Source organism: Nesterenkonia marinintestina, assembly GCF_025420485.1.
GTDB lineage: Bacteria > Actinomycetota > Actinomycetes > Actinomycetales > Micrococcaceae > Nesterenkonia > Nesterenkonia marinintestina.
This window is the reverse complement of sequence record NZ_JAOEFD010000011.1, coordinates 60071-82376: the sequence shown is the minus strand read 5'-3', so window position 1 is coordinate 82376 and position 22306 is coordinate 60071. Positions and strand designations below refer to the sequence as shown.

At 71.6% G+C, this 22306-nt stretch carries 23 protein-coding genes; 5 read left to right on the top strand and 18 right to left on the bottom strand.

The genetic code is table 11. The annotated features are described in order from the left end of the window. Positions 1 to 8 precede the first annotated feature (8 nt). The 3 genes from N7E59_RS09530 to N7E59_RS09520 form a co-directional block, all read right to left on the bottom strand. Positions 9 to 590 carry an acyl-CoA thioesterase gene (locus N7E59_RS09530; protein WP_261624697.1) on the bottom strand — a complete coding sequence of 194 codons (582 nt, stop codon included), beginning with the start codon at positions 588 to 590 and terminating at the stop codon, positions 9 to 11. Positions 591 to 623: 33 nt separating this feature from the next. After that, entirely contained in the window at positions 624 to 1442 is an 819-nt protein-coding gene (locus tag N7E59_RS11850; RefSeq protein ID WP_315943012.1) for a winged helix-turn-helix domain-containing protein, read from the bottom strand. A 125-nt stretch (positions 1443 to 1567) separates the two neighbouring features. Then, positions 1568 to 2080 carry a DUF456 domain-containing protein gene (locus N7E59_RS09520; protein WP_261624696.1) on the bottom strand — a complete coding sequence of 171 codons (513 nt, stop codon included), beginning with the start codon at positions 2078 to 2080 and terminating at the stop codon, positions 1568 to 1570. A gap of 159 nt (positions 2081 to 2239) precedes the next feature. Here N7E59_RS09520 and ald point away from each other — a divergent pair, with 159 nt between their 5' ends. Next, the gene (gene ald / locus N7E59_RS09515; RefSeq protein ID WP_261624695.1) at positions 2240 to 3355 is read left to right on the top strand and encodes an alanine dehydrogenase; all 1116 of its coding nucleotides are present in this window, start codon (positions 2240 to 2242) and stop codon (positions 3353 to 3355) included. 12 nt (positions 3356 to 3367) lie between these two features. On the opposite strand, the gene N7E59_RS09510 is transcribed toward ald, so the two are convergent. The 3 genes from N7E59_RS09510 to N7E59_RS09500 all read right to left on the bottom strand — a co-directional run bounded on the left by N7E59_RS09510 (position 3368) and on the right by N7E59_RS09500 (position 6251). Next, positions 3368 to 4165, bottom strand: coding sequence for an enoyl-CoA hydratase (locus tag N7E59_RS09510; protein ID WP_261624715.1), 798 nt, complete (start codon positions 4163 to 4165; stop codon positions 3368 to 3370). Between the two features lie 19 nt (positions 4166 to 4184). Next, entirely contained in the window at positions 4185 to 5291 is a 1107-nt protein-coding gene (locus N7E59_RS09505; protein ID WP_261624694.1) for an enoyl-CoA hydratase/isomerase family protein, read from the bottom strand. Between the two features lie 114 nt (positions 5292 to 5405). After that, complete coding sequence (locus N7E59_RS09500) at positions 5406 to 6251, bottom strand: HpcH/HpaI aldolase/citrate lyase family protein (RefSeq protein ID WP_261624693.1); 846 nt, start codon at positions 6249 to 6251, stop codon at positions 5406 to 5408. Positions 6252 to 6660: 409 nt separating this feature from the next. On the opposite strand from N7E59_RS09500, the gene N7E59_RS09495 reads away from it, so the two are divergent. Next, positions 6661 to 7347 (top strand): GerMN domain-containing protein, encoded by a 687-nt coding sequence (locus tag N7E59_RS09495; RefSeq protein ID WP_261624692.1) that lies wholly within the window; start codon positions 6661 to 6663, stop codon positions 7345 to 7347. Positions 7348 to 7382: 35 nt separating this feature from the next. Here N7E59_RS09495 and N7E59_RS09490 read toward each other — a convergent pair whose 3' ends face one another. From N7E59_RS09490 to N7E59_RS09475, 4 genes are read right to left on the bottom strand one after another with little or no spacing between them, the layout of a single operon-like run. Further along, entirely contained in the window at positions 7383 to 8816 is a 1434-nt protein-coding gene (locus N7E59_RS09490; RefSeq protein WP_261624691.1) for a dihydrolipoamide acetyltransferase family protein, read from the bottom strand. 48 nt (positions 8817 to 8864) lie between these two features. Continuing rightward, complete coding sequence (locus N7E59_RS09485) at positions 8865 to 9836, bottom strand: alpha-ketoacid dehydrogenase subunit beta (RefSeq protein WP_390905038.1); 972 nt, start codon at positions 9834 to 9836, stop codon at positions 8865 to 8867. Positions 9837 to 9892: 56 nt separating this feature from the next. Further along, on the bottom strand, positions 9893 to 10999 hold the full coding sequence (locus tag N7E59_RS09480; protein WP_261624689.1) for a thiamine pyrophosphate-dependent enzyme: 1107 nt from the start codon (positions 10997 to 10999) through the stop codon (positions 9893 to 9895). 58 nt (positions 11000 to 11057) lie between these two features. Next, positions 11058 to 12182 carry a histidinol-phosphate transaminase gene (locus N7E59_RS09475; protein WP_261624688.1) on the bottom strand — a complete coding sequence of 375 codons (1125 nt, stop codon included), beginning with the start codon at positions 12180 to 12182 and terminating at the stop codon, positions 11058 to 11060. Positions 12183 to 12225: 43 nt separating this feature from the next. Here N7E59_RS09475 and N7E59_RS09470 point away from each other — a divergent pair, with 43 nt between their 5' ends. After that, positions 12226 to 12648, top strand: coding sequence for a phage holin family protein (locus tag N7E59_RS09470; protein ID WP_315943011.1), 423 nt, complete (start codon positions 12226 to 12228; stop codon positions 12646 to 12648). Here N7E59_RS09470 and N7E59_RS09465 read toward each other — a convergent pair. The 3 genes from N7E59_RS09465 to N7E59_RS09455 are packed head-to-tail and all read right to left on the bottom strand — an operon-like array spanning position 12614 to position 14859. Then, complete coding sequence (locus N7E59_RS09465) at positions 12614 to 14197, bottom strand: hypothetical protein (protein ID WP_261624687.1); 1584 nt, start codon at positions 14195 to 14197, stop codon at positions 12614 to 12616. The genes N7E59_RS09470 and N7E59_RS09465 overlap by 35 nt on opposite strands. 32 nt (positions 14198 to 14229) lie before the next feature. After that, on the bottom strand, positions 14230 to 14658 hold the full coding sequence (locus tag N7E59_RS09460) for a hypothetical protein (protein WP_261624686.1): 429 nt from the start codon (positions 14656 to 14658) through the stop codon (positions 14230 to 14232). Positions 14659 to 14691: 33 nt separating this feature from the next. After that, positions 14692 to 14859, bottom strand: a complete 168-nt coding sequence (locus N7E59_RS09455; protein WP_261624685.1) for a hypothetical protein — start codon at positions 14857 to 14859, stop codon at positions 14692 to 14694. A 15-nt stretch (positions 14860 to 14874) separates the two neighbouring features. Between N7E59_RS09455 and purB the strand changes: the two genes are divergently transcribed. Next, a complete protein-coding gene (gene purB, locus N7E59_RS09450; protein ID WP_261624684.1) occupies positions 14875 to 16353 on the top strand; it encodes an adenylosuccinate lyase in 1479 nt (492 codons plus the stop codon). Positions 16354 to 16362: 9 nt separating this feature from the next. On the opposite strand, the gene N7E59_RS09445 is transcribed toward purB, so the two are convergent. The 5 genes from N7E59_RS09445 to N7E59_RS09425 form a co-directional block, all read right to left on the bottom strand. After that, the gene (locus N7E59_RS09445) at positions 16363 to 17619 is read right to left on the bottom strand and encodes an NAD(P)/FAD-dependent oxidoreductase (protein ID WP_261624683.1); all 1257 of its coding nucleotides are present in this window, start codon (positions 17617 to 17619) and stop codon (positions 16363 to 16365) included. Further along, the gene (locus N7E59_RS09440; RefSeq protein ID WP_261624682.1) at positions 17616 to 17957 is read right to left on the bottom strand and encodes a non-heme iron oxygenase ferredoxin subunit; all 342 of its coding nucleotides are present in this window, start codon (positions 17955 to 17957) and stop codon (positions 17616 to 17618) included. Before N7E59_RS09440 ends, N7E59_RS09445 begins: the two co-directional genes overlap by 4 nt. Positions 17958 to 18024: 67 nt before the next feature. Then, positions 18025 to 19095: an ABC transporter ATP-binding protein gene (locus N7E59_RS09435; RefSeq protein ID WP_261624681.1), complete on the bottom strand. Its 1071-nt coding sequence runs from the start codon at positions 19093 to 19095 to the stop codon at positions 18025 to 18027. Between the two features lie 2 nt (positions 19096 to 19097). Next, the gene (locus N7E59_RS09430; RefSeq protein WP_261624680.1) at positions 19098 to 20798 is read right to left on the bottom strand and encodes an ABC transporter permease; all 1701 of its coding nucleotides are present in this window, start codon (positions 20796 to 20798) and stop codon (positions 19098 to 19100) included. Between the two features lie 10 nt (positions 20799 to 20808). Further along, positions 20809 to 21867, bottom strand: coding sequence for an extracellular solute-binding protein (locus tag N7E59_RS09425; protein WP_261624679.1), 1059 nt, complete (start codon positions 21865 to 21867; stop codon positions 20809 to 20811). A 197-nt stretch (positions 21868 to 22064) separates the two neighbouring features. Here N7E59_RS09425 and N7E59_RS09420 point away from each other — a divergent pair, with 197 nt between their 5' ends. Continuing rightward, positions 22065 to 22298 carry a helix-turn-helix transcriptional regulator gene (locus N7E59_RS09420; protein ID WP_261624678.1) on the top strand — a complete coding sequence of 78 codons (234 nt, stop codon included), beginning with the start codon at positions 22065 to 22067 and terminating at the stop codon, positions 22296 to 22298. The last annotated feature ends 8 nt before the right edge of the window (positions 22299 to 22306 follow it).

Here is a 22306-nt window from a genome sequence, read left to right as displayed (position 1 = left end):
CTAAGCGGTCAGCGGACCCGATCCAGGATTGCGTGCGCCCACCGGTTCGGCGCCGGTCGGCGCGATGAGGGCAGCGCGGTCTCGCGGCGCCAGCGCAGGACGTGCTCGGGCACCTCGAGGTCCTCGGGGATCTCCCAGCCGACCTCGCGGATCAGCGCCATGACGTCGGCGACGGGCACCGGGCCGTCGGCGGCGCGCAGCCTGGTGGCCAGGTAGGCGCGGACGCAGATCTCGTCGTCGACGACGACCCGCTGCTCGAAGTACAGGGTCTTCTCGTCCACGCCCAGGAACAGGGTGTGGATCTCGAAGCGCTGCATCAGCGTGATCGAGCGCCGGAAGGCGATCTGCTCGGCCTGGACCACGGGGGTCCAGCCGCGGTCCCGGATGGGACGCAGCAGTCCGGCCCGCTCCATGAGGTCGAACCGGCCCAGGTCGAACAGCGAGAAGTACTGGCCGTTGTTGATGTGCATGGCGACGTCGATGTCGGTCGGCAGCGCGCGCATGGGCAGCACGCAGGGCTCCCAGGGGGAGGTCAGCGGCCGCCGGCGGGCCAGACCGAGCACCAGCAGAGTGCGGAGGAGCAGATGCATGCCGGTCAGTCTGTCACAGGATCCGGCGAGAACCTACTGATCAGTAGCCGCCGTGTCCCGGAGGTCCGGGTCGGCCGGCCGCAGGACGTAGCCGGCCCCGCGCACGGTGTGGATCATCTTGGGGCGCTCCGCCTCGATCTTCTTCCGCAGATAGGAGATGTAGAGCTCGACGATGTTGGCCTGACCGGCGAACTCGTACTGCCACACCTCGTGGAGGATCTCCGTCTTCGGCAGCACCGTGCGGGCATGGCGCATGAGCAGCCGCAGCAGTCGGAACTCGGTGTCGGAGAGGTCGATGTCGCGGCCGGACCGCCGCACCGTGCGGGCGGCGACGTCGAGCTCGAGGTCGCCGACGACGAACCGGTCCCCCGGGTCCTCGGGCAGCGCCTCGGAGAGCAGGTGCAGACGCACCAGGGAGTCCTCGACGTCGACGGTGCCCACGCTGTGGTCGTCGTCGGCCCGGCGCAGATCGAGGATCTCCGGCGGCTCGGCGTCGCCGTCGAACCAGAACAGGCAGGTGCAGCCGGCGGGGGCGCCGCGCAGCGTCCCCACCGCGCGGGGCAGCTCGGAGACCCGCCGTCGGGCGCGGACGTCGACCACCGCGAGCCGGGGCTCCTCGGTGCTCAGCAGGGACTCCAGATGCTCCGCGCCGGGACTGTCGAGCACCTTCACGTCCAGTCCGCGCAGCCGTCCGGCCAGCTCCGACTTCGCCGGCGACGGTCCTCCGCAGATCAGTACGGGCGAGGCGATGCGCATCGCGGGCGGATCGTCGCCGTCGGAGGACACGGCGGGGTCCGGGGCGGTCGGAGCCTCGGAGTGAGGCTCGGTCTGAGGATCGGGCTCAGTCCTCACGCAGGCCTCCCGGTCGGGCCCGGCTCGGCCGCCGGTGCAGGCGGTCCGACGCTCGGGGCGCGGTCCCCTACATCATGCCTCATGTCTCCGGCGGTGCAACCGGGTCGGACCCCGGGGCCCGGGGCTCAGGCGAAGTGGTGGATCAGCGCGCCGATCACGAAGCAGGACACTGCGGCGCCGGCCAGGCCGAACTCGACGAGGATGCCCAGGCCCACGGCCCGCAGCGCGCTGAGGCTGGCGTACAGGGCCGCCCGGTGGTCACGGTCGCGCCGCACGTACTCGGCGCCGAACAGCCCGGCGGCGAAGCCCAGGAAGAGGCCCAGCGGCGGCAGCACCACCATGCCGACCAGTCCGACGAGGATGGCGATGAGGATCGGCCCGCGGGGGATCTGCTCCCGACGCAGCACCCGGCCGGTGAGCACCGTGGCCGCGCTCCAGCCGACCACGGCGAGCACGATGCCCAGCAGCGCCGCGATCCAGGCGGGCCCGGATCCCAGCAGCACCGCCCACGCGGCGAGGGTGAGGATGATCAGCAGCGAGCCGGGCAGCACCGGGAGGATCACCCCGGCCGCTCCGACGATCAGCAGCACCAGCGCGACGCCGCTGACCAGACCCTCTGAGACGGACGATTCGAGCATGCCCACAGCCTGTCACACCCTCTGCGACATCAGCTGGGGCATCACCCGTCACAGCCCTGTCGCCGACCGTGTTGGCAACCCGGGCTCCCCCTGCATAGCCTGAGGGCAGATCGTCGCGCTGACGGCGATCCGCCACATTCTCAGCAGGAGGAGGAAGCCATGCAGATCGGTGTGCCGACCGAGGTCAAGAACAACGAGTACCGAGTCGCCCTCACCCCGGCGGGCGCCGCCGATCTCACCGGCAAGGGACACCAGGTGATGGTCCAGGCCGGGGCCGGCGAGGGCTCCGGCCACACCGATGAGGCCTACCGCGAGATGGGCGCCGAGATCGTCGCCGACGCCGATGGGGTGTGGGAGCGCGCCGAGCTGATCCTCAAGGTCAAGGAGCCGCAGTCCGACGAGTTCCCTCGGATGCGCCGGGGCCAGATCCTCTTCACCTACCTGCACCTGGCCGCCGAGCCGAAGGTCGCCGCCGAGCTGAAGGAGCGCGGCGTCACCGCGATCGCCTATGAGACCGTCACCGGCCCGAAGGGCCTTCCGCTGCTGGCGCCGATGAGCGAGGTCGCCGGACGTCTGGCGCCGCAGGTCGGCGCCTACCACCTGATGCACTCGCAGGGCGGTCCGGGCATCCTGATGGGCGGTGTGCCCGGCTCCCGGCCGGCGAAGGTCGTGGTCATCGGCGGCGGGAAGGCCGGCGAGCAGGCGGCGCTCATCGCCATGGGGATGGGCGCGGACGTGACGATCATCGACCTCAACCTGGACCGTCTGCGGGAGCTGTCCTCGCTCTCGGCGCGCAGCCTGACCACGCTGGCGTCGAACACCCAGACCATCGCCGAGCAGGTCGCCTCCGCCGACATGGTGATCGGTTCGGTGCTGGTGCCCGGGGCCAACGCGCCGAAGCTGGTCACTCGGGAGATGGCCTCCCGGATGCGTCCGGGTGCGGTGCTGGTGGACATCGCCATCGACCAGGGCGGCTGCTTCGAAGGATCGCGGCCCACCACCCACGCGGAGCCGACGTTCACCATCGGCGAGCAGATCTACTACTGCGTGGCGAACATGCCCGGCGCGGTGCCGGAGACCTCGACCTCGGCGCTGACCAACGCCACTCTGCGCTACATCTTCGCGCTGACGGACAAGGGCTGGAAGCAGGCCATGCGCGACGACCCGCACCTGGCCGCCGGACTCAACGTCCACGACGGTCGCCTGGTGCACGCCCCGGTGGCCGTGGCCCTGGGCGAGGAGGCCGCTCCCCTGGAGGAGGTCCTCGCCGACTGACCGCTCAGTCGGTCAGCGGTGCCGCCACTGCGGCGAGCGCTTCTCGGCGAAGGCGGACATGCCCTCCTTCTGGTCCTCGGTGGCGAACAGCGAGTGGAAGACCCGCCGCTCGTGGACCAGCCCGTGCTGCAGCGGGGTCTCGAAGGCCGCGGCGACGACCTCCTTGGCCATCTGGGCGGCCGGTTTGGACTTCGACGCGATCTCTGCGGCCACGGAGGCGGCGGCGTCCTCGAGCTCGTCGTCGGGCACGACCCGGGAGACCAGTCCGATGCGCTCGGCCTCGTCGGCGTCGATGTGCCGGCCGGTGAGGACCATGTCCATGGCCTTGGCCTTGCCGACCGAACGGGTCAGCCGCTGTGAGCCGCCCATGCCGGGGATGACGCCGAGGTTGATCTCGGGCTGGCCGAACTTCGCGCCCTGCCCGGCGATCAGCACGTCGGCCATCATGGCCAGCTCGCAGCCTCCGCCCAGGGCGTAGCCGGAGACTCCGGCGACGATCGGGGTGCGCAGCCGGGCGAAGTCCTCCCACCGGCGGAACCAGTCGCGCGAATACATCTCGGCCAGCCCCTGGGAGGACATCTCCTTGATGTCGGCTCCGGCGGCGAAGGCCTTGGCCGAGCCCGCCAGCAGGATCGCCCCGACGGCGTCGTCGGCGTCTGCGGCGACCGCGGCCTCCACCACCTCGTCCATGGTCTGCTCGTTCAGCGCGTTGAGCGCCTTCGGGCGGTTCAGCCGGATCACGGCGACCCGGTCGGCCACCGAGACCTCGATGGTGGACCAGTCGTGGTCTGCGGCCTGGGCGGCGGTCATCTGCTCTGCCATGGTGGGGTCACTCCTCGTCGAAGGTCAGGGTCTTGCCCGGTGCGGGGGTGAAGAGGCGTTCGACGAGGTCCTCGTCGACCTCCTGCAGCGTCGCCGGGGTCCATCGGGGGTCACGGTCCTTGTCGACCAGCTGCGCACGGATCCCCTCGCGGAAGTCGCGGGAGCGCATGAGGTTGACCCCGAGGGTGTAGTCGGTGCGGAGCACCTCCTCCAGGCTCTGCCCCTGTGCCGCGCGCAGCGAGCGAAGGGTGACCTTCAGCGAGGTCGGGGACTTGGTCCGCAGCGTGGCGGCGGCCTCCCCGGCCTCGGGGTGGGCCTCGGCCGTCGCATCGAGGCGGGAGAGGATCTCCTCGACGGTGTCGGCCGAGTAGGCCTCGGGGATCCACTGCGCGGCGGCGAGGGCGGACTCCCCGGCTTCGGTGCGCATCTCGGGCAGCACCTCGTCGACCGGTCGGCGGGTGAGTTCGTCGATGAGGGACTCGAGCTGGACGGACTCCATGTGCGCGTCGGCCAGGCCGAGGTGGAGCACGTCGGCCGCGCCCAGGTGGGCGCCGGTCATCCCGGCGTGCAGCCCGGTGCCCAGCGGTGCCCCGCTGAGCAGGTGGGCCCCGCCGACGTCGGGGGTGAAGCCGATGGTGGTCTCCGGCATGCCGGCCTTGGTGCGCTCGGTGACGATGCGGTGGGAGCCGTGGGCCGAGATCCCGATCCCGCCGCCGAGGACCACCCCGTCCATCAGGGCGACGTAGGGCTTGGGGTAGCGGGCGATCAGCTGATTCATCCGGTACTCGGTGCGCCAGAACTCCTCGGAGTCGTAGTCGGTTCGGTAGCCCGGCGTCCCGTCGGGGAACAGCTCGCCGCCGTCGTCGGAGTGTGAGGTGATCTCGCGGTAGATGCCGACCACGTCCCCTCCGGCGCAGAGGCCGCGGTCGCCGGCGCCGCGGACCAGCACCTGGGCGACGTCGTCGTCGTCGGCCCAGTCCTGCAGCTGGATGAGCACGGACTCGCACATCAGCTTGGTCAGCGCGTTGAGCGCCTTCGGGCGGTTCAGCGTGATGATCCCGAGGTGGCCGCGCACCTCGAACGCCACGTCGCCGGTGTAGGTCTCCCTGCCCATCTGGCCTCCTCGCCGTCCGTGGCACATGTGCTCCGGCGCACAGGTGCGGGTGTCCGCCTCAATCTACCGGCCTCGGAGATCGACCTTCAACGAGGCGGCCGGTCAGACGGCCGGTCAGGCGTTCCAGAGGCCGTAGGAGTCGGCCAGCGAGGCGATCTTGCGCGCACGGGCCAGGCGCGGCAGGTAGGAGCCGTCTCCGATGGAGGCGCCCTTCTCATGGGCGTCGATGAGTTCGCGGGCCCAGCTGAGCTCCTCCTCCGACGGCGAGAGCCCCTGGTTGACGCTGTCGACCTGGGCGCGGTCGAGCGAGAGCTTGCCCGTCATGCCCATCGCCTGGGTGACCCGGCAGGCCTCGGCGATGGTCTCCTCGTCCGCATCCGGGGCGGCGGGCCCGTCGATGGCGCCCGGCAGCCCTCCCACGCGGGAGGCGATGACCAGCTTGGAGCGGGCGTAGGCCAGCGCGGTCGGGTCGTCGGAGACGCCGACGTCCTTGCGGAAGTCGTTGGTGCCGAAGGCCAGGCGGAAGGTGCCGGGGGCGTTGGCCACCGAGGTGGCCTGCTCGACGCCGACGGCGGACTCGATGAGCGCGATCACCGGGGTGCCGGCGCGCAGGCGCATCGCGGTGTAGGTGACCTGCTCGGGGGCCTCGGTCTCGGCGAGCATCACTCCGCGCAGTCCGCGCACCCGTGACAGGGCGGCGACGTCGTCCTCCCAGTGCTCCGAGGTGGTCGCCGAGATCCGGACCCAGGCGGTCATGCCGTCGTCGAGGGCGGAGGCCACCGAGTCGCGGGCGGCGGCCTTCTGATCGTCCGGGACCGAGGCCTCGAGGTCGAAGATCACCGAGTCGGCCTCGCTGGCGAGGCCGGGGGCGAAGTCCTCCTCATGCGCGGCGTTGATGAGCAGCCAGGACCGAGAGAGCTTGGCAGGCAGTGCGGCGGCGCGATGGTTCCGGATCGGCATGGCACCCAGCCTATCGCCTGTCGCCGCGGGACCCGCCGAGACTCCCGGATCCGGGTGGGCGGAGGACCTTCCGGGCCGATGTGAACTCGTCGGTAGGAAACGATTGACAGAGGGCCGGACCGATCGGCATCATGGAGGGCGGACAGCGGTTCAAATTTTGGAGAGCTACCGGCGACGCCCCCTTGCCGGTACCGCTCCCTCCGTCCGACGACGGTCCGGGGATCCCGTTCCCTCCGGACCGGCGCCCCTGCGGGACGGGCACGAGCGTCGACATGAGCATCGCACCCCCCTTGATGCCGTCGACGAAGTCCCGCAGTGCGGGCGGAAGGCGCCCCCGTTCAACGCCTTCCGCCCGCACCACACTTCTCCCGTCGCGCACCGTGACCCAGCCCTGTCGTACTGTGGAGACATGTCTGCTCACCGCTCCCCCGCCGCACGCCTGGGCGCCGCCGCACTCGGGGCGACGCTGCTGCTGACCGCCTGCGGGAACGACGGAGGCGGGGGCGACGACGGCGACGGCGGGTCCGAGGGCGGCGAGCCGCTGCCCGAACCGGAGTACGACTCCGACGAGTCGGTCCGCCTCCCCATGGGCCTGGTCACCCCCGCCGGGCACGCGGAGAACACGCCGATCGACGACGACGGACACATGGAGATCGAGGACGACTCCGAGAACGTCCAGATGATCGAGAGCGCCCGGTCCGACGTCTTCGGCTGCGAGGACACCATCAGCGTCATCACCACCGTGCCCACGGTGACCGAGGATCCCACCTCAGGGGCCCTGGGCTACCTGATCGCCGATGAGGAGCCCACGCACGGGGAGCCCGAGTTCATCAATCTGCTCACCGAGTTCGAGGACCTCAGCCTGGAGTCGGCCGAGCTCGACGACGACGTGGTCACCGTGGAGCTGACCGGAGAGGCCCCACCCGTCGATGCCTGCGCGGGTGCCCGGATCCACGCGCAGATCGAGGCCACGGCTCGTGCCGCCTCCGGTGCGGCGGAGGCGGAGCTGCTCCTCGACGGCGAGCCGCTGTCCGAGGCGCTGGGCATCGAGGAGCCGGACCCGCTGGAGCTGACGCAGATCACCTCCCGGGACTAGGGGCTCCCGGGATCGGGCGGCGGCGTGCCGGCGCCTCAGTCGAGCAGCAGTCCCGGCTGCTCCAGCACGCGGGCGACGTCGGCGACGAAGCGGCCGGCGTGCTCGCCGTCGATGAGCCGGTGGTCGAAGGATCCGCCCACGGTCATCACATCGCGCGGGACGATCTGGTCGTCGACGACCCACGGCTTCCGGCGCACAGCCCCTACGGCGACGATCGCCGCCTGGCCGGGGGGAAGGATCGGGGTGCCGCCGTCGAGCCCGAGCGGTCCCAGGTTGGTGATGGAGACCGTCCCGCCCTGCATCTCGGCCGGCGAGGTCTTCCCGTCGCGGGCCCTCTTGGTCAGTGCGGTGATCGCGGCGGCCAGCCCCCGGGTGTCGTAGGCCTGGGCGTCCTCGATCACCGGGACCACCAGTCCGCGAGGCGTGGCGGCGGCGATGCCGAGGTTGACGTAGTTCTTCAGCGAGTAGGTCTCGTCGTGCCAGGTGGCGTTGACCTGCGGGTTGCGCCGGGCGGCCCAGATGATCGCCTTGGCGACGAACAGCAGCGGTGAGACGCTCAGGCCCTCGTATCGGGAGTCTTCGCGCAGGACCGCGCGCAGCTCCATGGTGCGGGTGATGTCGGTCTCGCGGAACACCGAGACGTGCGGGACCTCCTGGGCGGAGCGGGTCACGTTGATCGCGGTGTGCTTGCGCACCCCGCGCACCTCGACCTCCTCCTCGCGGGGGCCCTCCCGCAGCAGCCGCCCGGCGGTGAAGCCGTGCTCGTCGGGTCCGGCCGCACGGCGTCCCCCGGCACGGACGTCGCCGCCGCGGTCACGGGCGAACCGCTCCACGTCCTCACGGCTGATCCGTCCCGGGGCGGCCGCGGCGAGCTCGCCCAGGGCGACGCCGAGCCGACGGGCGAGCGCGCGCACCGGCGGCGTCGTCCGGGCCAGCACGTCGACCACACCGCGTCCCTGGGACTCGGCGTCCCGCCGGGCAGGACGCCGCTGCGCGTCGCCGGGGACGTCGACCAGGTCCAGCGTCGTCGGACGGGTGCGGGGTCGGCGCTTGGCGGCGTCGGCCTTCGGGCCGGAGCCCACCAGCGCCTTGTCTCCTCCGGAGTCCGACGACCCGGACTCCGGCGAACCCGAGCCCGACGACCCCGAGTCCGCCTGCTTCCGCTCGGCGGGCTTCTTCTCCTGGGAGTCGGACTTCTGATCCGACCCGGCCTCGGGCCCGTCCTCGGATCCGGCCTCGGCGATGCGGATCAGCGGGCTGCCGACCTCGAGGGTCTCCCCCTCCTCGGCGAGCAGCTCACGCACCTCGCCGGCGAAGGGGACGGGCAGCTCCACCAGGGACTTCGCGGTCTCGATCTCGACGACGACGTCGTTGACCTCGACGACGTCGCCGACGGTGACCTTCCATGAGATGACCTCGGCCTCGGTGAGCCCCTCACCGACGTCGGGGAGATTGAACGTGCCGACCATGCTCTGTGCCTCCTGTCGCTGGTCTGTGCTGAATGCGCGCGCCGGCGCTCAGCGGTCGTAGCTGAAGCTGCGCTCCACGGCTTCGAGCATGCGGTCGATGTCGGGCAGGTAGCGGTGCTCCTCCTGCGAGGGCGGGTAGGGCATGTGGAATCCGCCCACCCGCAGCACCGGGGCCAGCATCCGGTGGTAGGCCCGTTCGGAGACCCGTGCGGCGATCTCGCCGCCGAATCCGCCGAAGGTCGGCGCCTCGTGGGCCACCACGAGGCGTCCGGTCTTCGCGCCCGAGCGGGCGATGGTCTCGTCGTCCAACGGGCTCAGCGAGCGGATGTCGATGACCTCCACGCTGCGTCCGTCCTCGGCGGCGGCCGCCGCGGCCGCCAGGGCGGTGGGCACCAGGGGTCCGTAGGCGGCGATGGTGGCGTCGGTGCCCTCGCGCAGCACCTGGGCGGTGAAGGCGTCGGGGGCCGGGTTCTGGAAGTCGACCTCGCCCTTGAGCCAGTAGCGGCGCTTGGGCTCGAGCACGAACACCGGGTCCTGGCAGGCGATGGCCTGACGGGTCATCCAGTAGGCGTCGTGCGCGTTGGAGGGGGTGACCAGCCGCAGCCCGGCGGTGTGGGCGAACAGGGCCTCCGGCGATTCGGAGTGGTGCTCGATCGACCCGATGGATCCGCCGTAGGGAAGCCGCACGGTCACCGGCATGGTGACCTTTCCGTCGGTGCGGTTGTGGATCTTCGCCAGCTGGGTGGTGATCTGGTTGAAGGCGGGGAACACGAAGCCGTCGAACTGGATCTCGGCCACCGGACGGTAGCCGCGCATGGCCATGCCGATGCAGGTGCCGATCACCCCGGACTCGGCCAGGGGTGAGTCGATCACCCGGTCGGCGCCGAACTGGGCCTGCAGCCCGTCGGTGACGCGGAAGACGCCCCCGAGGGCGCCGATGTCCTCACCGATGAGCAGGGTGCGGTCGTCGTCGGCCATGGTGTCGCGCAGGGCGGCGGTGATGGCCTTGGCCAGGGGCATCTGCTTCGGCTCACGGTCTTCGGGACGCTCGACGGCGTCGGCCGCGGTGCTCGTCGTCATCGGCGCTCCCCCTCGGTCTCGCCGGTCTGCTCGGCGAATCCGGCCTCGAAGTCCTTCAGCCAGGCCTTCTCGGTCTCGATCTGGCGATGCGGCTCGGCGTAGACGGTGTCGAAGACGCGCTCGAGCTCCAGCCCCTCCATCGACATCGCCGCGCGGCGCAGGTCGGCGGCGAGGTCCTTGGCCTCGGCGTCGACCTCGGAGAACCAGCCGGAGTCGGCGTGGCCCTCGGCCTCGAGCCAGGTGGCGTAGCGGCTGATCGGGTCCTTCGCCTTCCAGGACTCGACCTCCTCGGAGGTGCGGTACTTGGTCGGGTCGTCCGCGGTGGTGTGCGCGCCCATCCGGTAGGTGACGGCTTCGATGATCTGCGGGTTCCCCTCGCGCACCTGCGGGGCGTGGTGTGCGGCGACGGCGAAGCTGGCGAGCACGTCGTTGCCGTCGACCCGCACCCCCTCGAACCCGTAGCCGTGGGCCCGCAGTGCGAGCGGGTGCTTCGACTGGGTGGCCACGGGCACGGAGATCGCCCAGTGGTTGTTCTGGATGAAGTAGAGCATCGGCAGCCCGTAGGAGCTGGCGAAGACCATCGACTCGTGCACGTCGCCCTGGCTGGAGGCCCCGTCGCCGAGGCAGGCGACGACGAGCTCGTCCTCGGCCCGGCCGGCCGCCTGGTCCCGCTGGAGACCCATCGCCCAGCCGGCGGCGTGCAGCGTCTGGGCGCCGAGGACCACCGAGTAGACGTTGAAGGAGTGCTCGAGGGGGTCCCATCCGGAGTGCCCGGCCGCCCGGAACTGGCGGAGCAGCTCCTCGGGGGTGATGCCGCGGTGCAGCGCCATGGCGTGCTCGCGGTAGGTCGGGAAGACCATGTCGTCCTCGCGCAGCGCGGTGATCACTCCGGTCTGTCCGGCCTCCTGGCCCAGACACGGGACCCAGAGTTCGAGCTGACCCTGCCGCTGCAGGGAGGTCGCCTCGTTGTCGAGCCGACGGGCGGTCGCCATCGACCGGTACATCTCTCGCAGGACGTCGTCGCCGAGGGCGCGGATGTACGGGGCGTACACCTCATCCTCGGCGAACGAACCGTCCGGCGCGAGCAGCTGGATTGGCTGCACGAGCGGGCTCCTCTCCGACAGGACCTTGTGGGTCTGCCGTCTCATCCTCTCAGCGGGATCAGCCGCGGAGGCTGTAGGACCGGCACAACTCGATGAGCCGATCGTTGGCCTCGGACACGCCGATGCTCACCCGTACGCCTTCGCCGTCGAAGGCCCGCACGGAGAGCGCGAGGACCCCGGCCTGGTGCGCGAAGTCGGCGGATCGGTCCCCCAACGGCAGCCAGACGAAGTTCCCCTCGGCGGCCGGGACGTCCCAACCGGCGTCGAGCAGCGCCTCACGGACTCTTTGTCGTTCGTAGACAAGATTCTCCACTGTGACCTGGATCTCGTCCAGTCGTGACAGGGAGGCGACGGCGGCCGCCTCGGCCGCGGCGGAGACGCTGAACGGAGGCGCGGCGGCCCGCATGGGGCCGATGATCTCCTGCTGGGAGATGACGTAGCCGACCCGCAGCGCGGCCAGGGCGTGGGCCTTGGAGAAGGTGCGCAGCACCGCCGCGTTGGGGTGGTTCCGGTACAGCTCGAGGGCGTCGACGGGGTCCTCGGAGCGGATGAACTCGATGTAGGCCTCGTCGATGACCACGACGACGTCGCGGGGCACCCGGGCCAGGAAGTCGCTGACCTCCCGGTGGGTCAGCGCCGGTCCGGTGGGGTTGTTCGGTGTGCAGAGCAGGATCACCCGGGTGCGGTCGGTGATCGCGGCGAGCATGGCCTCGAGGTCGTGCCGACCGTCGGCGTCGACCGGCACCTGCACGTCCTGCGCCCCGGCGGTGCGGACCACGATGGGGTAGGCCTCGAAGGAGCGCCACGGGTAGATGACCTCGTCGGGGACGCCGTCGTCCCCGGTGCCTGCGAAGCAGGTGATCAGCTGGGTCAGGGCACCCAGGCTTCCGGTGCCGGCGACGATGTCCTCGGCCGGGACCCCGAGGGTCTCGGAGAGCGCGGTCCGCAGGGTCTGCGCGGTGGGGTCCGGGTACCGGTTCAGCATGTCGATGTCCCGGTATGCGTCCTTGGCCGCCTGCACGGGCCCGAAGGGGTTCTCGTTGGAGGAGAGCTTGTACGGGGTGAGCCCGTCGGCGGCCTGCGGGGGCTTCCCCGCGGCGTACTTCGGGAGGGCGGCGATGGCCGGGCGCGGGCTGACGGCGGCACCGACGGGGCGCGTCAGCCCGGGGACCTGATCGGTCATGTGGGGTGTCCTCTCAGTGTTCTCTCATCTCGACGGTGAGATGATGACTGTGATGAGAATCCTACTTGCGACCCTGCTCAACGCCCTCGCCCTCGGCGCCGCCGCGTGGCTGCTGCCGGGCATCGGCATCACCGGCACCGAGACCCCGGCCGGACTGATGATGGCCTACGTCTTCGTCGGGGCGGTGTTCGGACTGGTCAACGCGGTCATCAAGCCGATCCTGTCCTTCCTGGCGATGCCGATCACCTGTCTGACCCTGGGGCTGTTCGCCGTGGTCATCAATGCGGCGATGCTGATGCTCACCGCATGGCTGACCGATCTGACCGCCGGGGTGGTCGGGGTGCGGTTCTACGTGGACAGCTTCTTCTGGGACGCGCTGCTCGGCGCGATCATCGTCGCGCTGGTCTCCGCGGTGCTGGGCCGGTTCCTGCTCACCGCGGCGCCCTCCGGCCCGGCTCCTCGCTGAGCTCCCAGGGCGGGACCTCCGCGGGCAGGGGCGCATCGACCGGCGGATGGGGGACGCTGAGGCGCTGATCCCCCGGGACGACTCCCCAGAGCTCCTCACGGGCCTCTTCGGCCAGCTCACGGCCCCGCTCGATGCCCGACTCCACACGGTCTCCCAGGCCCTGCGCCTCGGCCTCCAGCGCCTCGACGGCCTCCGGGTCGAGGTCGTGGCGCCAGGCGCCGGTGAAGGTCTGGGTCTGCACGTCGCCGTCGTAGGCCTCGGCGAAGGCCTCCAGGGCGGCCCGCTGGTCGGGGTCGAGGGCGTCGTTGTCCGGGTGCTCCAATGAGCGCAGGGCGTCCACGTTGTGCCGGTAGGGATGGTTGTCCCCGAAGGCGGTGAGCCCCTCACGTTCCTGGGGCGGCCGGTCGAACTCGACGGTGAGCCGGTCCGAGCTCGTCCGTCCCCGCTCCGCGGTGAACCGCGGCACCGGGTCGTGCTTGTCCTGGAAGTGGGTCACCGGCACCCCGAACGGGGTCGTGCGCTGCGACTGCGGCGCGCCGAGGGTGATGACGCCTCCGAGGTCGAACCGCTCGTTGAACGTGTCGTCGGCGGCCAGGTCCGTGGCCTGCTTCCCGCCGAGGCTGTATCCGGAGAGGTAGACCGATTCTCCGTCGGCGACGCCGGCGGCCTCCAGCGCCTCGACCATCGCCTCGGAGTGCACCGAGGAGTCCTCGACCATCGCGTCGGCTCCGGCGACCAGGCCCCGGCCGTCGGCCAGGTCCTCGGCGGAGAAGTCTGCGGGATCCACGTCCAGTCCGGGCAGGTGGACCATGTGGCTGACGGTCCCGTCGTCGTGGGTGACCGTGCTGATGACGATGTCTCCGTCGGCCTCCCCGACGACGTCGAGGTAGTCGGCGGCGCCGCCCTCGGCCCGGTGGGATCCGGCGTCGGCGGGCTCGCCGACGTCCATGGTCACCGCGTCCTTCCAGAGCTGTCCCGGCCGGCGCAGGTCGGGGCCGTAGGCGGTGATCAGCGACCACCCCATCACCGCCTGTCCCGCGCGTCCCAGCCCGCCCATCCCCCGGGTGCCGGCCAGTGCGCCGAGCCGCACCAGGGAGGGCATCGCACCGTAGGCCTGGTCGAAGGCGCGCAGCCCGTCGATCGGGCCGCCCGCGGGGTTGATGTTGACCATGAAGGCCAACAGGCGCACGCCGCCGTCGAAGAGCCCGAGGATCGACTCCTCGACGCCGCGGTAGCGCTCGTAGACCTCCCGCATGATCAGCGCGAAGGCACGCGACGTGAGCTGGGAGGCCGCCATCCGAGCCTGCAGCGTGCCGAAGGTCGCCCCGGCCGAAACGATCCTCGGGTGCAGGGTGGGGGTGCCGGAGGTGACGTGCTCGAATCCGGCGGAGGCGAACATGCGCAGCTGCTCGGCCGAGAGGTCGGTCGCCGACGAGACCTCGTCCACGGTCCCGGCCAGGGAGTCGAGGGCGACGCTGAGCCACGAGCCGCCCTTCACCTGGGCGGGGAACTCCTCGAATCCGGCGGAGCCGGCCGTGGGCGGGGTCATGGGGGCACTCCTGGGAAGTCTCGGGGCGGGGGTCAGCTGAGCAGCGAGCGGACGGTGGAGACGCCGCCGTCGGCGACGAAGCGGACGAAGGACGAGGGATCCTCGAGGGCGTCCCGGGCCGAGCCGATCAGCGGCAGCTCCGCCAGATCCTCCGGGGAGGCGCCGTCGAGGGCCGCGCTGAGCGATCGGGCGCCCGCTGCCCACTCGCGCAGGTCCGTGGCCGCGGCGAGCAGGTCGTCCGCCACCGACTCCGCCAGGGTGCGGTCGGCGGCGGCCTCGACCATCAGGGTGTCGACGACGCCGCGGAAGCCTGTGGCCGCCGCGGACTCCCAGGTCACCTCACGGGCGGAGAGCAGACGGCCGACGATCGCCTCGGACTGGCCGGCGGCGCGGCGCACCGAGGCCGCGGTGCGCTCGGCGTTCTCGGCGCTGGACTCCAGCTGGGCGGCGACGAAGCTCACAGGTTCCGACCTCCAGGGGCGAGGGACCGACGATCAGGCGATGCGACGACCGTAGGCGGGCGCCGTCGTCCCGACGATGCGTCGGTCCGAGACTGTGGAGGACGGTGCGCGGATCCGACCGCCCACGCACGCCTGTGGAGGAGCGTCGGTCGGGCCCCGGGTCGGTCCGACCTCGTCGCGGGGGGGGCGCGTCACGGTCATGACAGAATCGTGCCCATGGCCGCATCCGAGACCGCTTCCGACGCCGCACAGCACTCCCCCGTCTCCTCCGAACAGCCGCGCGTCAGCCTGGCCGCGGCCGAGCCGCTCATCGCGCTCGGCGCCCTCGACGGCCGGTACCGCCGCGACGCCGCGCCCCTGGTCGACCACCTCTCCGAGGCGGCGCTGAACCGCAACCGCGTGCACGTGGAGGTGGAGTGGTTCGTGCACCTGTGCGAGGAGCAGGTGCTCGAGGGGCTCCCCCCGCTGAGCACGGAGCAGGTCTCCGAGCTGCGTCGCATCGTCACCGAGTTCGGGCCGGAGGAGGTCGCCGAGCTGGCGGAGATCGAGGCGGAGACCGTCCACGACGTCAAGGCGGTGGAGTACTTCATCGCCCGCCGCCTGGAGGGCATGGGGCTGGGTGAGCTGACCCCGCTGGTGCACTTCGCCTGCACCTCCGAGGACATCAACAACCTCAGCTACGCGGTGGGCATCCGCGACGCCGTCGAGCAGGTCTGGCTTCCCGCCGCCCGGACGGCCCTGGAGGGGCTCTCGACGCTGGCCGAGGGCGCGGCGGAGGTCCCGATGCTCTCGCGCACCCACGGTCAGCCGGCGACCCCGACGACGCTGGGCAAGGAGGTCGCGGTGTTCGTGCACCGGCTGACCCGCCAGCTGCGCCGGATCGAGGCTCAGGAGCACCTGGGGAAGATCAACGGGGCGACCGGCACCTATGCCGCCCACCTGGCGGCCGCGCCGCAGGCGGACTGGCCGGCGGTGGCCCGCCGCTTCGTCGAGAAGCTGGGCCTGACGTTCAATCCGCTGACCACCCAGATCGAGTCCCACGACTGGCAGGCCGAGCTCTACGCCGACGTCGCCCGGTTCAACCGGATCCTGCACGGGCTGTGCGTGGACGTCTGGAGCTACATCTCCATCGGCTTCTTCCGGCAGATCCCCGTGGCCGGCGCCACCGGGTCCTCGACGATGCCGCACAAGGTCAATCCGATCCGATTCGAGAACGCCGAGGCGAACCTCGAGGTCTCGAACGCCCTGCTCGACGTATTGGCCTCCACCCTGGTGGAGTCCCGCTGGCAGCGTGACCTCACCGACTCCTCCGGGCAGCGCAACATCGGCACCGCCCTGGGGCACTCGGTGCTGGCGCTGAACAACGTCACCAAGGGGCTGCGCCAGCTCGACGTGGCCGAGGACGTCATCGCCGCCGACCTCGACGCCAACTGGGAGGTCCTGGGCGAGGCGATCCAGACGGTGATGCGCGCCGAGGCCCTGGCCGGGACGCCCGGCATGGACAGCCCGTACGAGCGTCTGAAGGACCTCACCCGGGGCCGCCGGGTGGACCAGCAGAAGCTGCGCGAGTTCGTCGACGGCCTGGGCCTCTCCGAGGACGCCGCGGCGCGGCTGCGGGAGCTGACGCCCCAGCGGTACACGGGGCTGGCCGCCCGGCTGGCGTCCGCGCACGCGCGCGGGTCCGACCGGGGCTGACGGGCGGACTCAGCGCCGGCGCATCAGCTGCTTGAGGGGGACGTCGGGGTCGGCCAGGTCGTCCGCGTCGACGACGGTGCCGCGGGCGATGAGTCGGCGGGCCACCCGTACCGCCTGGGAGGCGTCGATCGCCGCGCAGCCGATGACCCGTGAGGTCTCGTCCACGCGGAAGGCGACGGCGGGAGCACCGTCGATCTCCCGGGTGATCGTCCGTCCGGGGGCGGCCATGGAGCCCACCGCCTCGAGGTGCACCCCGTGGCGGTCGGACCAGAACCAGGGGGACTCGATGGGTTCGGGGCCGGCCGAGGGTCCGGCCTCGGCGAGCAGCGCGGCACCTGCGGCGCCGCCGGAGAGCACCGCGTGCTCCCAGTGCTCGGCGCGGGGCTGCAGCTCACCGTCGTCGGTGCGCAGCCGGGCGACGTCGCCGACCGCGTAGATCCGCTGGTGGGAGGTGCGGAAGGTCTCGTCGACGACGATGCCGCCGTCGACCTCGAGTCCGGCGGCCACGGCGAGCGCGGTCCGGGGGACCATGCCGACGCCGATGAGGGCCGTGTCCGCGGCGACCTCCGAGCCGTCGTCGAGGTGGATCCGCAGCGCACGCCCCGTCGCCTCCTCCCCCGCTTCGACCTGTGCGACGGCGGCGGTGCGGACCTCCACCCCGTGGGCGGCGTGCATGTCGTGCAGCCGCCGGGCCAGCTCGGGTCCCACTGCGGCGACCAGCGGCGGGTCGACCGGGTCGATGAGCACCACCTCGGTGCCGGTTCCGGCGGCGGTGGAGGCGACCTCAGCGCCGATGAGTCCGCCGCCGACGACGGCCAGGCGCCGTCCGGGGCCGAGTCGGGCGCGGAGGGCGTCGGCGTCGTCGAGGCTGCGGAGCGTCAGCACCGTTCCGGCATCATGAGACTGTTCCACCCCTGGGATAGGCGGCAGGGCCGCCGCACCGCCGGTGGCGAATACGACGCGGTCGGCCCGCAGCGTCGGCCCGTCGGCCAGTCGCACCTCACCGGTGTCCGGTTCGACGGAACTGACATCTCCGGTCACGAGGTCCACCTCGTGTTCGGCGAACCATTCGGCAGGTTCGAAGCGGATCGCCTCGACGTCCGTGGTCCCGGCCAGGTACTCCTTGCTCAGCGGCGGCCGGTCGTAGGGAACCCCTTCGGATGCGATCAGGGTGACCGTCCCATCGAAGAAGCCGCGGCGCAGCCGCTGGACCACGGCGAAGCCGGCCGGTCCCCCGCCGACGACGATGACGCTCTCCACGCTCATGCCTGGGCCGGCACCCCGGGATGCAGGTAGATCTCACCGTCGCGGACCTCGACCCTGTGGGTGCGGGCGTCGCGGGTGGCGGGCAGGCACAGGGCACGTCCGTCCTTCAGGCAGAACGCGGCCGAGTGCTTGGGGCATTCGACGGTGTCCCCGTCGACGAGGCCGTCGGCCAGGGAGGCGGTCTCGTGGGTGCACTCGTCGTCGAGGGCGTAGAAGCCCCCGTCCTCGCCGTGGAACACGGAGATGGGCTCCGAGGCGCCGGTGACCTCCGGCTGCAGCAGCAGGGCCTCGCCCTCGTCGATGTCCTCGACGGCGGCGACGCGGATCGGTTCGCTCATCATCAGCTCCTGGTCGGCTTCGGGAACAGGCGTGCGGTCACGCCCTCCATCATGGCAGGCCGGCCGCTCAGGTGAGGAAGCGCAGGCGGGACTCGGGCGCGAATGCGACCCCGGAGCCCTCCACGCGCAGTCCCACGGGGGTGCCCGGCGGGATCGGCTCGGCGTCCAGCTCGCGCACGCGGACCAGTTCGGAGGTTCCGGAGACCTCCACGGTGATCGCGCAGTCGTGGCCGTAGTAGTCGAAGTCGATGACCGTGCCCGGGACCCCGTCGCCCGGGGCGACCAGGCGCAGCTGTTCGGGGCGCAGCAGCAGCCGCACCCGACCCTGGCTGCCCGGGCCGCGCAGCGGCACCTGACCGAGCACGCACTCGGCCACGCCGGCGGAGGCCTCGGCCTCCAGGACCACCGATTCGCCCAGGAACTTCGCGGTCTCCAGGTCCGCCGGGGTGGAGTAGATCTCCCGGGGTGCGGCGGCCTGCCGCAGCCGTCCGTCGCTGAGCACGGCGACCTGGTCGGCGAAGGACAGCGCCTCGTTCTGGTCGTGGGTGACCAGCAGCGCGGTGGTGCCGGTCTCGGCGAGGACCTCGCGCACCGCCCGGCGGGTGCGGTCCCGCAGGCCCGAGTCCAGGGCGGAGAACGGTTCGTCGAGCAGGATCAGCTCGGGGCCGCGGGCCAGCGCGCGGGCCAGGGCCACCCGCTGGCGCTGTCCGCCGGAGAGCTGGTCGGGGCGGCGTCGGCCGTGCTCGGAGGTGAGGCTGACCAGTTCGAGCATCTCGTCGGCGCGGCGCCGGACCTCTTCGCGGCCGAGCCGTCGGCGGTCCAGCCCGAAGGCGATGTTCTGGGTCACCGTCAGGTGCGGGAACAGCGCCCCGTCCTGGGCGACGAGGCCGATGCGCCGCCGGTGGGCGGGCACGGCGGTGATGTCGCGGTCGTCCAGGCGCACGGTGCCGCACTCGGGCTGCAGGAAGCCGGCGATCACGCGCATCAGTGTGGTCTTCCCGGACCCGGAGGGGCCGATCACCGCCAGGGTGGAGCCGCGCTCTGCGTGCAGGGCGACGTCGTCGAGGACGGTCTCGGCCCCGTAGCGGGCGGTGACCCCGGAGACGTCGAGGGTCCCGGCGCGGTTCGTCGTCGTCATCCTCACACCTCCTTCAGCAGTCGGGAGACCAGCAGCCATACGGGTACGGAGGCGACCAGCACCAGCAGCAGCGCGAAGGGCGCGGCGGCCGCGTAGGACTCGGAGCCGGTGTAGGTCCACAGCCGGGTGGCCAGGGTGTCGAATCCGGTGGGGCGCAGCATCAGGGTGGCGGGCAGCTCCTTGATCGCGGTGAGCATGACCATCATCGCACCGGCGCCGATTCCCGGGGCCATCAGCGGCAGGGTGACGCGCAGGTAGGCGATCAGCGGCGGCCGGCCCAGCGAGCGGGCGGCCTCCTCGAGCTCGGGCGGGGCGTGCAGGGCCGCGGCGAGCGCCGGGCCGAGGGCCAGGGGAAGCATCAGGGTGCAGTAGGCCAGGACCAGCATCCACATGGTCTGGTAGAACATCGGCAGCACGGCGATGCCGAGCATGACCACCGAGAGTCCGACGACGGGGCCGGGCAGCGAGTGGGCGAGGTAGGCCATCCGCTCCAGGCTGCGGCTGAGCAGCGAGGGGCGCCTCGCCAGGCACAGCGCCAGCGGCAGGGCGATCGCGGTGGTCGCCAGGGCACCGGCCCCGGCGGCCCAGAGGGAGTTGATCAGCGCACCGAGGACCTCCTCCATGGATCCGGGTCGGGAGACCCCCCGCCCGGACCACAGGCTCAGCGCGGCCACCGGCACCCCGAGTGCGACGACGATGGGGGCCCAGCCGGCCGCCAGGGCGGGGACGCGCCACCGTCCCAGCGGGGCGCGTGCGGGCCGGCCGCCGGATCCGGAGCCGACCTGGGAGTACCGGGTGGCGGTGCGTCGGATGCGTCCTTCGACGAAGAGCACGCCCATGGTCAGGGCCAGCAGCACGGTGGACAGGGCGACGGCGCCGATCCTGTCGAAGCCCATGGAGAAGCTGGTGTAGACCACGCGGGTGAAGGTGTCCACGCGCAGGATCGCCACCGCCCCGAAGTCGGCGATGACGTAGATGGCGCACAGCAGCCCGCCCGAGGCGATGGCGGGGGTGGCCTGGCGGACCGTGACGGTGAGGAAGGTGTGCACCGGGCCGCGGCCCAGCGAGCGGGCGGCCTCCTCCTGGTCGGAGCCCACGGCCAGCAGTGCGGCGACGGTCGGCAGGTACACGTAGGGGTAGGTGACCAGGGTGATGACTGCGACCGCGGGCCAGAACCCTTCGAAGGTGGTGCCGGGGCTGACCAGCTGGTTCATCGACTGCCACGAGTAGGCGGCCACGTAGCTGGGCACCGCGAGGGGCAGGGCGGCGGCCACGGCGAGCAGGCGCCGTCCGGGGATGCGGGTGCGGGTGACCAGCACCGCCAGTCCGACGCCGATGACCAGGCAGAGCCCAGTGACCACGGTGGTCAGCATCGCCGAGCTGACCGCCAGCCGTCCGCTGCGGGCGGAGAACACGGTGTCGATGAAGTCTGCGGTGGGGTACTCCGCGGCGCGGACCACGAGGTAGAACAGCGGCAGCAGGGCCACTGCGGTGGTGACCACGGCCAGGATGACCATCCAGGCCGGCAGCAGGCGGGCGGGACCTCGGCGGCGCGGGACGGGGCGGCGTCCGCGGCCGAAGAGTCCCGCGGGACCGTCGGGACCCCCGGTGCCGGGGATCCCGGTCCCGGGCGCGCCGACGCCCGGACCGTCCGGTGCTGCCCGGTCGGTCCGGGTGTGCGGCGAGTCCTGCAGCAGGGTCATGGGGGTGGGATCAGCCCGCCAATCCTGAGTCCGTGATCTTCTCGACCGTGGTCTCGAGGTCCTCGAGGCGGTTGAGATCGATGTCGGGGATGTCGAGGTCCTCCAGGGCGGGCATGCCCTCGGGGCCGTCCATGCCCTCGATCATCGGGTACTCGGCGGTCTCTTCGACGAAGTAGGACTGACCGTCCTCGCCGAGCAGGTACTCCATCAGCTGCTGGGAGGGCTCGTGGTCTGCGTCCATGACTCCGGCGCCGGCCACGTTCATCAGGGCGCCGACGTCGCCGTCGCCGAAGAGGTGGTTGGCGATGTCCATGTCCTCGGGGTCCTCGCCGGACTCCTCGGCCTGGGCGTAGAGGTAGTAGTGGTTGACCAGGCCCATCTCCAGGGAGCCGGAGGCGACGTCGGTGACGATCTCGCCGTTCTTCTCACGGATGGGGGCGTCGTTCTCGGCGAGGCCGGAGAGGAAGTCCTCGGCGGCCTCGTCGCCCTCGAGCTCCCGGTAGGCGGTGACGAAGGACTGGAAGGAGGCGTTGGTCGGGGCGACGGCGACCCGGCCCTGGTACTCCTCGTCATTGATGTCCTCGACGCGCTCGGGCAGCTCGTCCTCGTCGACGAGGTCCTCGTTGTAGATCAGGGTGCGCAGGCGCCCGGAGAGTCCGACCCACTGCTCGTCGGCGTCCCGGTAGATCTCGGGGACCTGGTCCAGCAGCTCGGAGTCGAGGGTGTCGAACATCCCCTCGGAGGCGACCTGGCCGAGTGCGCCGGCGTCCTGTGCGAGGAAGACGTCGGCGTCGGTGTTGTCACCCTCCTCGAGCAGCTGGGCGGCGAGCTCGGCGGTGTCGCCGTAGCGGACGTCGACCTCCACTCCGGTCTCCTCGGTGAAGTCGTCGATGAGCGGCTGGATCAGCTCCTCGTTCCGGCCCGAGTACAGCACCAGGCTGTCCTGGTCGGCGGCCTCCTCGCCGCCGTTCCCCCCGTCGTCTCCGCAGGCTGCGAGGGTGACGGTGAGTGCGCCGACGGCGGTCACGGCGGTGAGCCGAGCGGCGCGGGTGGAGGGGGTCTGCGTCATGCGTGCGTGTCCTTTCCAAGGGTGAGTGGTCCCCTCGGGTGCGTGGGGCGTCCGCTGAACTCGGTGCGTCGGACCACCTCATCGTATATGGATACGCAGATGTGCGCTAATTGTGACGGATTCCTAAGGTCACACTTGCCTCATCGATGATGTCAACTTCTCTTGACATACGATGTCAAACCGAGTTGACTTCTCCTATGGCCGACGTCAGCACCGCCGACTCCGACCGCCGCATCCGGGACCTGCGGAAGTCCCGGCGCCTTACCCAGGCGGAGCTGGCGAGACATGTCAGCGTCAGCCGGCAGACCATCGTCGCCGTGGAGCAGGGGGACTACTCCCCCTCCGTCCTCCTCGCCCTGCGGATCGCGCGAGAGCTGGACACCACCGTCGAGCACCTCTTCGGACATCAGCTGGACCGGACCGAGGCCTGAGAACGGAG

Excerpts from the sequence above, each read along its gene's own strand:
- N7E59_RS09465 (WP_261624687.1), bottom strand. The coding sequence starts at position 14,197 with ATGACCCCGCCCACGGCCGGCTCCGCCGGATTCGAGGAGTTCCCCGCC.
- N7E59_RS09440 (WP_261624682.1), bottom strand. The coding sequence starts at position 17,957 with ATGAGCGAACCGATCCGCGTCGCCGCCGTCGAGGACATCGACGAGGGC.
- N7E59_RS09445 (WP_261624683.1), bottom strand. The coding sequence starts at position 17,619 with ATGAGCGTGGAGAGCGTCATCGTCGTCGGCGGGGGACCGGCCGGCTTC.
- N7E59_RS09435 (WP_261624681.1), bottom strand. The coding sequence starts at position 19,095 with ATGACGACGACGAACCGCGCCGGGACCCTCGACGTCTCCGGGGTCACC.
- N7E59_RS09490 (WP_261624691.1), bottom strand. The coding sequence starts at position 8,816 with ATGGTCGGCACGTTCAATCTCCCCGACGTCGGTGAGGGGCTCACCGAG.
- ald (WP_261624695.1), top strand. The coding sequence starts at position 2,240 with ATGCAGATCGGTGTGCCGACCGAGGTCAAGAACAACGAGTACCGAGTC.
- N7E59_RS09420 (WP_261624678.1), top strand. The coding sequence starts at position 22,065 with ATGGCCGACGTCAGCACCGCCGACTCCGACCGCCGCATCCGGGACCTG.
- N7E59_RS09500 (WP_261624693.1), bottom strand. The coding sequence starts at position 6,251 with ATGCCGATCCGGAACCATCGCGCCGCCGCACTGCCTGCCAAGCTCTCT.
- N7E59_RS09470 (WP_315943011.1), top strand. The coding sequence starts at position 12,226 with ATGACTGTGATGAGAATCCTACTTGCGACCCTGCTCAACGCCCTCGCC.
- N7E59_RS09530 (WP_261624697.1), bottom strand. The coding sequence starts at position 590 with ATGCATCTGCTCCTCCGCACTCTGCTGGTGCTCGGTCTGGCCCGCCGG.
- N7E59_RS09455 (WP_261624685.1), bottom strand. The coding sequence starts at position 14,859 with ATGACCGTGACGCGCCCCCCCCGCGACGAGGTCGGACCGACCCGGGGC.
- N7E59_RS09495 (WP_261624692.1), top strand. The coding sequence starts at position 6,661 with ATGTCTGCTCACCGCTCCCCCGCCGCACGCCTGGGCGCCGCCGCACTC.
- N7E59_RS09430 (WP_261624680.1), bottom strand. The coding sequence starts at position 20,798 with ATGACCCTGCTGCAGGACTCGCCGCACACCCGGACCGACCGGGCAGCA.
- N7E59_RS09485 (WP_390905038.1), bottom strand. The coding sequence starts at position 9,836 with ATGCCCCTGGCCAAGGCCATCACCGCCGCCCTGCGCGACACCATGGCC.
- N7E59_RS09510 (WP_261624715.1), bottom strand. The coding sequence starts at position 4,165 with ATGACCGCCGCCCAGGCCGCAGACCACGACTGGTCCACCATCGAGGTC.
- N7E59_RS09505 (WP_261624694.1), bottom strand. The coding sequence starts at position 5,291 with ATGGGCAGGGAGACCTACACCGGCGACGTGGCGTTCGAGGTGCGCGGC.
- N7E59_RS09425 (WP_261624679.1), bottom strand. The coding sequence starts at position 21,867 with ATGACGCAGACCCCCTCCACCCGCGCCGCTCGGCTCACCGCCGTGACC.
- N7E59_RS09475 (WP_261624688.1), bottom strand. The coding sequence starts at position 12,182 with ATGACCGATCAGGTCCCCGGGCTGACGCGCCCCGTCGGTGCCGCCGTC.
- N7E59_RS09520 (WP_261624696.1), bottom strand. The coding sequence starts at position 2,080 with ATGCTCGAATCGTCCGTCTCAGAGGGTCTGGTCAGCGGCGTCGCGCTG.
- purB (WP_261624684.1), top strand. The coding sequence starts at position 14,875 with ATGGCCGCATCCGAGACCGCTTCCGACGCCGCACAGCACTCCCCCGTC.